Origin of the sequence: Bacteroides sp. UBA939, from assembly GCF_002293435.1 — a bacterium.
In the GTDB taxonomy this organism is placed as follows: domain Bacteria; phylum Bacteroidota; class Bacteroidia; order Bacteroidales; family Bacteroidaceae; genus Bacteroides.
Genome location: NZ_DBDF01000015.1, coordinates 1 through 10,814, shown reverse-complemented (window position 1 = coordinate 10,814; position 10,814 = coordinate 1). Strand labels below are relative to the sequence as shown.

The 10,814-nt window shown below is 40.7% G+C and carries 10 protein-coding genes; 3 read left to right on the top strand and 7 right to left on the bottom strand.

The window, feature by feature from the left end; all coding sequences use genetic code 11:
• Positions 1–85 precede the first annotated feature (85 nt).
• Both B2Z67_RS15905 and B2Z67_RS15900 read left to right on the top strand, forming a co-directional pair.
• A complete protein-coding gene (locus B2Z67_RS15905) occupies positions 86–472 on the top strand; it encodes a hypothetical protein (protein ID WP_414630767.1) in 387 nt (128 codons plus the stop codon).
• Positions 469–741, top strand: coding sequence for a hypothetical protein (locus tag B2Z67_RS15900; protein WP_414630766.1), 273 nt, complete (start codon positions 469–471; stop codon positions 739–741). Before B2Z67_RS15905 ends, B2Z67_RS15900 begins: the two co-directional genes overlap by 4 nt.
• Positions 742–1,035: 294 nt before the next feature.
• On the opposite strand, the gene B2Z67_RS01150 is transcribed toward B2Z67_RS15900, so the two are convergent.
• The 7 genes from B2Z67_RS01150 to B2Z67_RS01120 form a co-directional block, all read right to left on the bottom strand.
• Complete coding sequence (locus B2Z67_RS01150) at positions 1,036–1,476, bottom strand: helix-turn-helix transcriptional regulator (protein ID WP_291527980.1); 441 nt, start codon at positions 1,474–1,476, stop codon at positions 1,036–1,038.
• A gap of 126 nt (positions 1,477–1,602) precedes the next feature.
• Positions 1,603–3,336: an O-antigen ligase family protein gene (locus B2Z67_RS01145; RefSeq protein WP_291527979.1), complete on the bottom strand. Its 1,734-nt coding sequence runs from the start codon at positions 3,334–3,336 to the stop codon at positions 1,603–1,605.
• Between the two features lie 21 nt (positions 3,337–3,357).
• The gene (gene lepB, locus B2Z67_RS01140; RefSeq protein ID WP_291527981.1) at positions 3,358–4,266 is read right to left on the bottom strand and encodes a signal peptidase I; all 909 of its coding nucleotides are present in this window, start codon (positions 4,264–4,266) and stop codon (positions 3,358–3,360) included.
• On the bottom strand, positions 4,244–6,190 hold the full coding sequence (locus B2Z67_RS01135) for a hypothetical protein (RefSeq protein WP_291527978.1): 1,947 nt from the start codon (positions 6,188–6,190) through the stop codon (positions 4,244–4,246). Before B2Z67_RS01135 ends, lepB begins: the two co-directional genes overlap by 23 nt.
• Positions 6,191–6,211: 21 nt before the next feature.
• Positions 6,212–7,126, bottom strand: coding sequence for a DUF1573 domain-containing protein (locus B2Z67_RS01130; RefSeq protein ID WP_291527977.1), 915 nt, complete (start codon positions 7,124–7,126; stop codon positions 6,212–6,214).
• Positions 7,127–7,168: 42 nt separating this feature from the next.
• Positions 7,169–8,308 carry a 6-bladed beta-propeller gene (locus B2Z67_RS01125; protein WP_291527976.1) on the bottom strand — a complete coding sequence of 380 codons (1,140 nt, stop codon included), beginning with the start codon at positions 8,306–8,308 and terminating at the stop codon, positions 7,169–7,171.
• A 63-nt stretch (positions 8,309–8,371) separates the two neighbouring features.
• On the bottom strand, positions 8,372–8,719 hold the full coding sequence (locus tag B2Z67_RS01120) for an NVEALA domain-containing protein (protein ID WP_291527975.1): 348 nt from the start codon (positions 8,717–8,719) through the stop codon (positions 8,372–8,374).
• 375 nt (positions 8,720–9,094) lie between these two features.
• On the opposite strand from B2Z67_RS01120, the gene B2Z67_RS01115 reads away from it, so the two are divergent.
• Positions 9,095–10,789, top strand: a complete 1,695-nt coding sequence (locus tag B2Z67_RS01115; RefSeq protein WP_291527974.1) for a transposase — start codon at positions 9,095–9,097, stop codon at positions 10,787–10,789.
• Positions 10,790–10,814: the final 25 nt, after the last annotated feature.

Here is a 10,814-nt window from a genome sequence, read left to right as displayed (position 1 = left end):
GGTAAAGTCACTCCTTTTGGTGGTATATTCTATGTGATGGACGAATTTTCCCGTTTAGGCATCCCTTCCCTTAATAGATCGTGTCTTGGGGCTTCGTTGCACAACCTATGGTTATCAATCAGACAGTGGCATTCAATACTCATTCAATACCGGCGACAAACTGAACGGCCTTTTGCTAGACTTGCTACAGCATACCGGTCAATTGCCCCCGGGCAAGGATTACGACCTGGATTTCGACCACCAGTTCCTTGCTACTGAGAAGTATGACACCCGCTATTCCTACAAGAAAGCGCGTGGCTACTTCCCGGGCATCGCTACGATAGGCTCTCTGATTGTCGGCCTTGAGAACCGTGACTTGTTCGACGGCAACTATGTCTACAGGTGTATCGTAACCAATGACTGGGAGGGTCGGAAGAGGATATCATCACTTTTTATAACGCCCGGGGAACCAGTGAGAAGAACTTCGACGTGATGAACAATGACTTTGGGTGGAGTCATCTGCCCTGTTCGTTCCTGAATGAGAATACGGCATTCCTGCTCATCACGGCAATGGCTGCGAATTGCTATCAGTATCTAATACGAAGGATTGCAAAGGTATTTACGGATCTCAAACCCAAAAGCAGGATCAAGCGATTCCTATTCCGATTTATTGCTGTGCCTGCAAAATGGATAAAGACAGGACGAAAATGGGTCTTGAACATCTATTCCCAAAAACCATATCACCTGTTATGGAAAACCTAATCTACGGCTTTTGAGGGACTTTTTAAGTGAACCCTCAGTTGGGGAGGGGGGGGGGATTGTACATGGAAACGAAGGAATAGGAAGAAATAAGGAAGAAAAAAGGGGATTGTTACGAAAGGAAGCAACTTCTAATGGCGAATTAAAAAGTAGATAAGTTAGTTGCGGATTTAAGGTTATTCATCAGTATTTGAAAGAAAAAAGTTGTACCTAAAATAACGAAGAACTATCAACCATGCCGTTAAAAGTTCTCTCATATCAGCGGGAGAGAACTTTTTTAATGAGAGGGGGAGCTATTCAGCCCCAATAGTGTTGTATATACCTGTCCAGAACATCCGTAGCCGTTAAAGCCAACTTCCCTTTTATACGCTGTTTGGCCTTCACTACCGAACGGGAAGTTATATTACAAAGAAGCGCAATAGCCTTATTGCCTATCCGGGCGCGAATCAGGTAACACAACTTCAACTCCTGCATGCTCAGTCCGTATGAAGACAAGCTTTCGGACAGGCAACCGCCATAAAACATGTCAATGACAGTAAACAGGTTCGCCCATTCGGTTTCGTTACGGATAATACCGTAAGACGGGTTCTGATGAAGGCGAAGCAACTGTTCCACAGACAGCAGAAAAGGAGGGTATTCAGCCGGAACTGAAGTATTCTGATGGCCTTTCTGTAGCTTGGTCTGTTGTTTATTGCGGAATAACATTCCGGCATTCCGGTTATCATTATAAGTTTCCATATTCTTTCCCTCGTTTTTATGCTCTAAGTAAACATTCATAATTAGTTTATACTTTGATAGTATCCGTCATGCTGAGCGTAGCAGAAGCATCTTATCTCCTGAAATACAAAGGAGAAGCAATGTAGCCTACTCTTCCGGCTCAATGTCACCGGTACTTGGTATTCTATTTCCGGTATCCCAATTCTCCGCAATCTTCTTCACTTCCATGCGCATCTCATCAATGGCAGTGGAATGAATCTTAGGCTCCCGGTTAAGCACATGCCACTTCATGGCCTCAAACTTATCTTTATCCCGGTATCCCTCCGGTTCGGAATAGAGTTTGGCGAGCAGATAGTAGGGATAGATTCTGCCCGGCAGACGATTGATTGAGGCGTGGAAATACTTTTCGGCAGATGCATACTCGCACAACGCCTGATAGCTCTTACCTATAATATTCAATATCATAGGGTCATTGCTATACAACTGCGCCTCGTACAGATACTTAAAGGATTCGTCATGACGACCGGACTTATGCAGGCTATGCCCGTATTCAAACAGGAATGCACCTTTCTTACCCAATGCCGGATAAAGTCTTTCGTAAGCCCTGTTGGCTACTTCATAAGAACCCGAACGGTAGAAGATCTTTGCTGTCATCCAATCCCGGCAGGCTTCTTTTTCCTGCGTCCATCTTTCCATATAACTGCCGGTATATACTGCCACGCAAGTACATAAAACAAGATACTTGCTGATTACATCTCCCACCCCACAGGCAAGGAGCAGGCAGATGCCCACTACAATGAAAGCCGGAAAATACAACGGATAGGAAGAGAAAGAAAACACAAGCAGAGAGATAAGCGCTCCGCAGATACCATAACGGCGGAGTTTCACTCCCATCCAAAGGCAGCCGGAGATGACAAGCAACAGCAGTATAAACAAGGGGATGCCATGCGTCAGGGCAAAATCCAGGTATTCATTGAATGCATATTCAGGACTGCCCGCTACGCGTTCTTCCCAGGCGGCATTGTCTCCCGAAGCGAAGTAAGCACTTTGGGCTTCACCGTAAGTAGAAGCAAATCCGGTGGCGCATCCCCACGGATGGGTAGCAATGGCGCGGCAGGTTATCTTCCACATAAACAGGCGCCCCAGTGCCGAGTCTTGTTTCAAAAGGAATATCCCGGCTGCTGCTATCGACAGGATAAAAAAGATTCCGGTTCCCCACAGGAGATAACGCTTCCTGTAACGGCGCCACAGTATGCTCCATTTCCGTTTGTCGCGGTACATGTATGCCACCCAACCGCAACCTATTGCTGCAGCTGCCCAGGCGGAACGGCTCATGGTGGAAGGTAATATGCAAAGTAATAAAATGCCGGCTATCGCTGCCGCAATTCTTTCTGCTTTCAGTGATTTACGTAAACCTTTCCATTCACCCGGCACCCTCATATAATGGTACAGGCATACCGGTAATATCATTGCCAAGTATCCGGCATAAGGTCCGGGGTTGAAGAAAGAGCCGGTCAGCGCATAGTGGGAATGCCCCGAAGTTGCGAAGCCATAGAGTTGCCTTAGCCCCCAAACTGCTTCTACCGTACCTAAGAATAGTAAACTCCACGACAGGTAGACAGAGAAATCGGGAAAACGCAACGCTTTCCGCAAAGGCGCCCTTTCATATAGCTGTATCAGAGAAGCTACAATTACACAACCTGCCGCAAAGGGTAGAGTCTTTCCAAACCACACCCATTGCCCGATGGTTTCGCCACTTGAGAGTTCAGGTGTAACCACACACACCATGCTTAACGGCAGGCATAGAGCAGCAAATAATAAACCGTGTTTTACATACTGCATTATCAGGGAGTTGACAGTTGATGGCATTCTTTTATTCATAAATTCAACTTTCAGGATTACCTATCTGATTTTCTTAAACACCCTATTCCATCGAATGTCACCCGTATCCCTATCCACCGACTTCCATATCCGGACAGCCTTGCCTACTATAAAAGGTTCCGGAAGCAAGCCCCAGTAACGGGAATCCTGAGAGTTCATAACTTTATCGCCTGCTACAAAGTAATAGTTCTCCTTAAAGCGGTAATCATGGATTACGCTATCATTCAGTAGAATCGTATCGCCACGTACAGAGAGTTTCTTTTTCTGTTCCCATTCTATCGCATTCCGGTACAGGGCAGCATGTTTGGGGTTCATCCCTATCTCATCTCCTTTTGCAGGAAGATAAAGGGGACCGAAGCGTACGATATCCCAATCCACCAATCCATTGTAAGGATAACCGCTCATCACTATTCCGTAATCTTTTTCCCAACCATTTGCAACAAGGCGCATCAGTGCATCCTGCGATTCCACATTTCCCAGCGGCGTCTCACAACCACGTACCCGGTAATGGGCATCCTTGATCTCGAACGTATCTCCCGGCAAAGCAACACATCGCTTTACATAGTAGGACATCAGGTTCAGACCTATACTGTCCCATTGGGCGGGATAGGGAAAATTAAAGACTACTATATCGTTCCGTTCGATATTTTCTAATCCCGGTAGGCGGGAAATATTGACTTCTTTCCTTTCAAGAGCATCCCCAATATTGAAGATACGCGCACCCATCACCCATTTATTCACCAGGATATTATCTCCGGCAAGCAGGGCAGGTTCCATAGAGTCCGTAGGAATCTTGAAAGTAGCGATACTGGTTACTTGAAGTAATATCCATACCACCACTACTCCACAGGCTATCAGAAACAAGTTCAAGAACTTATCCACAAGCCAGCATAACCTTTTCCTTTTCTTACCAGAACCGTTGCTTCCCATCTTTATATTCAAATATGCGTTCTTCCTTCCCACGGGTGTAATCTTTCAGATAGAGCAATGCTCCTTCAGGAACCTTATAAAGCAAAGAATCGGAATTAGGGCGAACCCTGCCTGCCGAAGTCCATTCCCCATTTTGACAATAGAAAAGTTCATATTCATCATCCGTACGGATGAAGTTATCACGGTTGCGAGGGGTAAATATAATCTTTTCGATACGCCGGGGAGTACCCAAGTCAAGTCCCGACCAGCCGCCCGTATGTTGAGAATAATCAAAGGAAGTATAAGCGTCTCCGTCAAATAAATTTGTATATTCATGAAAATCTTCCACTCCACCCGGTGTGCCGATAATCTTTCCTTTCAAGGGAACACTATCGGCGGAAGAAGCATAGAAAGCTACTTCCGAAATATTACAATGGCTGTCTTTGGGACCATAATAGCGAACATAACGGTAAGAGTGGGCGCTATTTACCCGCACGACATTCCAAAGCCGTTCAGGAAATTCCTTGATGATAAACAGTGTATCTTTCCTATTGAAATGAGGATCATTGCTACCTTCGAACACATCGTCCATCATCCGCTGGACAAAGGGTTCGAAATAGAGTTCATACTTATGGAGCAGAGTAACTTCAACTTCTTTACCGCCCGAAGGACAAAATTGTACTTCACCGCTTTCTCTATCAAGTAGAAAAGGATCGGTTTGTGGGTACATCCTTCCGTTTTCATAAGTTCCCAAGCGGAAGATAACCTGTCCTTCGACATCTTTAAAGACAGCACCCAAACGCTTGTCGTAGAGACACCACCCGATAGGCGCCCAATCCATAAAACTGGCAGAACAGAGGTAGACTGGTTCATCTTTCTTCAAAGGGTTGTAGAAGTTTTCGGGGGCAATTGTTAATGTACGGTTCTTACTCCCCGCATATATGGCAGTAACGTCACGGAAGCAGGGATAACGGAAAGAGGGGTGTCTTTCTTCCGCCTTCTTTCCCATAGTCCAGAGCATTTCTCGGTTGACGCTGAACATGCGGCGATAGACTTTCCCCTTGGGATCCCAGTAGTTATCGGGACTGTTCAGTTCAGAAGTAGGATCCAAAATGGAACAACGATAGGAGTTGCCATCTTTGTCAAAGACAGCATTCCAATAATGGGAAACATTGCCATTCCCCCTCATCAACATGATTTCCTCACTGCAAGGCAGTCCCAAAGCTCTGAAAACATACAGTTGCAAGTCAGTGAAGTTTACACAACTACCCGAGCGCCAGTCCACTACTTTAGGGCCGTAATGAGGGCCAAATGAGAAAAGTTCGGTAAAGTAGACAGGAGCCTTATGTAAAGTATCCATCAGTAGTTGAGAAACGAACTTCGGGTCTTCGGCTTCCGGAAGTCTGCGGATGCTGTCCAGTAAAGGGTTATATTTATTATAGATTCTTTCACGCCAAGGTTCCAGTCTTTCATTGCCCACACGATAAGGAAGGATAAACTCACAGAAATTGTCAAAAGAGACATTTTTCTCCCAAGGCTGTTCATGCCACACCTTGAAAGCCCATTCGATATTCTCAATCAAATAAGCCGGATCAATATAGATGTCGTTTTTTATCTCCAATTTATCCATGTGGAAAGGACCGCAAGCACATTTAATGGAGTCAAGCACCTTATCCGGATACATGGTGCCTTTACCGTGAAGTTCAAAAAGCTTCAGGTAGTCATTCAGAGCTTCACCTTCATAACTATAGTGAAAAGGTAAGTTCTCAATAAGAAAAACGGCAGCCTTATACCTCAAGGAGTCGCCCTTATATTTATCAAGGACAACCTGCAATTTAGGATTAGCCGATACAATATCATTTAATGAAGGGTCAACCGGAACTTTGGTACAGGAGGCCAATATCTGAAAAGTACAAATGATTAATAGAAGGCTGTGTTTTCTCATAAGTTTCTCATCAATATTATCTTATTCTGCATCACCGGTTATTCTCAAAACAACAGGAGAAGGTTTCGCATTGCAATATACTGTTATGGTTTTATCAAAATGTTCAGGATGCTCTGCCTTATACGTCACATGTAGTGATACAGAATCACCTGGACGAACAGGTTTTTGGGAATACTCAACGGAAGTGCAACCACAGGAAGTGCTTACATCATCAACTACCAAGGGATTAGTGCCTGTATTTATTAATGTAAACATAGCATTCTGCTCTTGCGTCCAATCAAACTTACCTAAAGAAATAAAAGCATCATCGACAGATACCTCCGTCTGTATACTTTGTTGCTTATCACTATTAAGCACTATTTCCTGATTTAATATAGTTTTCACATACAACTCTTTTATCATGATATTTTTCACTGGATTACCTACCAATAATACTTTGTTATTTCTATCCAATAAAAAACATTGGAAATCCGGTTGTGGTGGAAAATTATTTAGTTGCCCCATCTCACCTTTTGTGTCTATAAAAACGGGATAATTAAAGTTTTCGCGCTTTAATAACAAACTCAATTCTTTTTCATTTTTTTGATGAAAAAATAGTAAAAAAGCAGGTTTGTTTAAAGACATGTATTCGAATTCTTTTATCATCATATCCCATCGTGGCAACTGTAACTTGCAACCCATACAACCAGCTGAATCTACATATAATAATATCTTATATTCTGAATCTAACAAGATCGTACTCACGTTAGCCGTATCTGTCCCTAACAAATTGCATTGATAATTATTAGGCATTTTAATTTCTCGTCCAATCCATTCATTAACAAACGCCACTGTTATATTATCTTTATTTAGCCTATCAAAGCAAAATATAAATACCGCAAAGATTAATATTAGAAAAACCAATATTTTATTAAATTTCCAATAAACATTTTTCATCTCATCAAAATAAATAGTAATATTTCAACCACATAACAACTATTATTCTTTTAAAGAACATATTGCTAAAATCAAATTAGAATCAAATTGGATATCAGTAGACAGAGACCGACTCAACTCCGCAAAGCTATCTTCAGAGAAGATGGATGGATAAATCGGATAAACCAATATAGCATCTGTTGAATATAATAAGCTTGTGGATATGGGATATTTTGTAGATAATATGAAAGAATTATTAAATACATTCGCTTTTTTTGCGTCAATATCATAAAAACAATTATAACTATTTACTATACCAAACCCTGCATCAGAAAACGAGAAGAAAAATCTATCTCGATTTATAAAACAGCTATTAATGTTTCCAAAATAATTTTTATTGAAAACTAATTTATCATAATCTTCCTTGCTTTCTGCCTTGATAATCTTATCATAAGGCAATGTGTTATTCCCGAAATTTATTTGAAGAAAAGGAATAATATCTGTACCAGAAATTTCATAAATTATATTACTTGACGGATAATAGAAAAATAACCTTCCGTACTCATCATTTACAAACGTAGATAAAAATGTAACATTCACAAATTCTTTCTGAGAAAAGTATTGCTTTTCAATACTCTGCAAATCGGAGCTTAGAAGTGTCAAATTGTAATGCTTTGGATTCTCATTACTGAAACAGCTATATACCCAAAAGCCTTCTTTAGTCTTAAAAAAAGAATTGAATTGAATCAATGATGTCTGGGTTTTATCCAATAAATTTCCATATAAATCATAAGTATATATACTATTCCTAAACCTTTCATGCACATATATTAACATGCCTTCTTTCTCAAATTGAATATCATTTATAAATAAATACTCATCTGGCCCTCCACCTTTTTTACCTATCCTTCTAATAAACTTCCCATCAGAATCAAATAAAAATATATCCATCGACTTCTGATCAAAAACAATTATATAGTCACTAGTAAGGTACATTTTAGTAATTTCACCAACGAGCACATCTTTACTCGTTTCTAAGGCTACAAACTTTACCGTATCAAAGTATTCTTTAAAATCCAGCTCCTCGCTTTTACTTACATCAATACCAATAACATTATCAGAAGGCTCTATCCTTCCTTGAGAAGAGGAACATGAGCTAATAATCAGCGCAAATACCACTATAATTGAATTGCATTTTTTCATATCCATAATAATTTAAGGGTTGTATGTGAGTAAAACACCCCACATACAACCCTATTAATAAATCTAACACTCTTCGTATGAGCAACTGCTCAAAGGACCTTTAGCTCTACAACAACTTATTTTTACGCTTTGTGTTGATGGCGGTCGATTAGCTGTGACTTTCCCCTCAAATAGCCATACACCCACCTTTGCATCATATGTCCAGCCAGGAGATGTTGTTGTAACAATAGTTTTTTCTCCTACTTGCCATGTTTGATCGCTCCCATTTCCATTTTCCGTCTGTTGTGCTAACGCTTCCACGTTAGCTAATACCACATTTGACAAAGGAGCTAATCTTTGATTGATATAAACATTATACCCCATTATTACAGCTAATAGTGCTATAAAAGATGTAAAAATAAACTTTTTCATCGTATTATAAATTAAATCATTATTTACTCTTATATATATCTGAAATATATAAGTTTTTCTATTTCTCCTATTTACTTTCTATTTTGAAGATAAACAGCTGTTTAATTATCAATCTATTCCATTAACCACCTCCTCTCTTTTTTTAAGAGAAACAAACATCTATGCATTTAAACTTCATATTATTTATTTCTCCTCATTCGACAATTACACCATAATACATTACCAGTAATAAATACTCATATATGAGTCCACTTTAAAAAGTCATGGACGTTTATTCGTTAATTAAAAATATTATTACTCACTATAAAAGTTCGTTGACTTCATTGTTATCAGATAGTTATTTCGTATCTTGTGACATCAAAAAACAAAAGCCGTATGTTCAAAAAGACAGATACTACCCCTCAATATGAACTATTTTCGACTCCCTCTACCCAATTGGGTAAGCGTGGTTCCAAGAAATATGATGATCCTAAGGCTTGGCACAACCAGTTTTACCGTAATGTGACCTCCCAGATTGATGAGTCCATTTTTTCTCCTCTTTTCAAAACAGGGAACATGGGTGCTCCCAATGCATCGATTCGGGTAATCATCGGCATGTCCTTAATCAAGGAGGGTTTTGGCTGTAGTGACGAGGAACTATTTGAGAAATGTGAGTTCGATCTGCTTGTTCGTAAAGCTCTTGGGCTTGTGTCGTTAAGCACTACGACTCCCTCTTTGGACACCTATTATCTATTGAGAAGGCGTATTTGTCAATACGAAATAGAAGAGGGCGTCAATCTAATGGAGAAATGCTTCGCCCAACTTACCTCAGCGCAGCTATCACAATTCAAGATTTCCTGTAAGTCTGTCCGCATGGACAGTAAACTCATAGGTAGCAATATCGCTTGGTATTCCCAGTTCGAGATCATTCACAATACTTTCCGTCATTTCCTTAAAGGTTTGGGAGAGAGTCGAAACACCCTTCTGAATCCCAAGCTTCGCAAATTGATAGCTGCTTTTGAGCAAGAGGATGCTCAGAAAATGGTTTATCGTCTAAACAGTCAGAGCATTGAAGCTAAATTGTCTTCACTTGGTCTACTTATCTATCAGGTTTTAAAACGTTTGAATGAGAATACTATTGGCTACGTTCTTCTTCATCGGGTTTTCCACGAACAATATGAAGTAGTAAAGGGAGTAGCCATTCCACGCCCTAAAGAAGAAATCAATGCCCAAAGTGTTCAGAATCATAATGATCCTGATGCCCCTTACAGAAAGAAAGGCGACCAGCAAATCAAAGGATATAGTGTGAACATCACTGAAACCTGCAATGACAAGGATGAACAAGACGTCAAACCGAATCTGATTGTTGATGTACAAGTCAAGCCTGTAAGTGCAGCCGACAATGATTATGTGCAGGAGGCTGTTACCCACATTCAGAACAATGCCACCGATGACAAAATAGAAAAGCTTTACGCTGATGGAGCCTATCAGTCACCTGATAACAGGGATTTTGCTGCTGCAAACCATATTGAACTGATGATTGCCGGACTACAAGGCAGACAATCCATCTATGACTTGGAAATGAAGGAAGGCAACCTGATTGTAACCAATCTTGATACTGGGGAAATTATCCCAGCCCACAAAACAGGTGACAAGTGGAGAATTACCACCAATGGCAAATCCAAATACAAGTATTTCACTCTCCAGCAGATTGAAAACGCCGCTCTTAAACGGAAGCTTGCAACAATACCCATAGAGGAGCAAAGGAAGAGAAACAATGTTGAAGCAACCATGTTTCAGTATTGTTTTCATTCAAGGAACAACAAAACCAGATACAGAGGATTGCTCAAGCACAAACTGTACTCTTACGCCAGATGTTTATGGATGAATCATGTACGACTGATGATTTATCTGATAACAACATGTCAAGGAACGACTGAAAACGGCTCAAAACCCAATTTTCGATATGTAAAGGACTCCATAATGGAAATGCTTTGCTTTTTTGTGAATTTTATACTGCCTAATTCATTTCGGTTGGCAGCAGAAAAATCAACTAAGTATAATGTTAAACTAAAAAATGCCCCTTTTTAAAGTCAATGGTTCGTTATAAAATCAT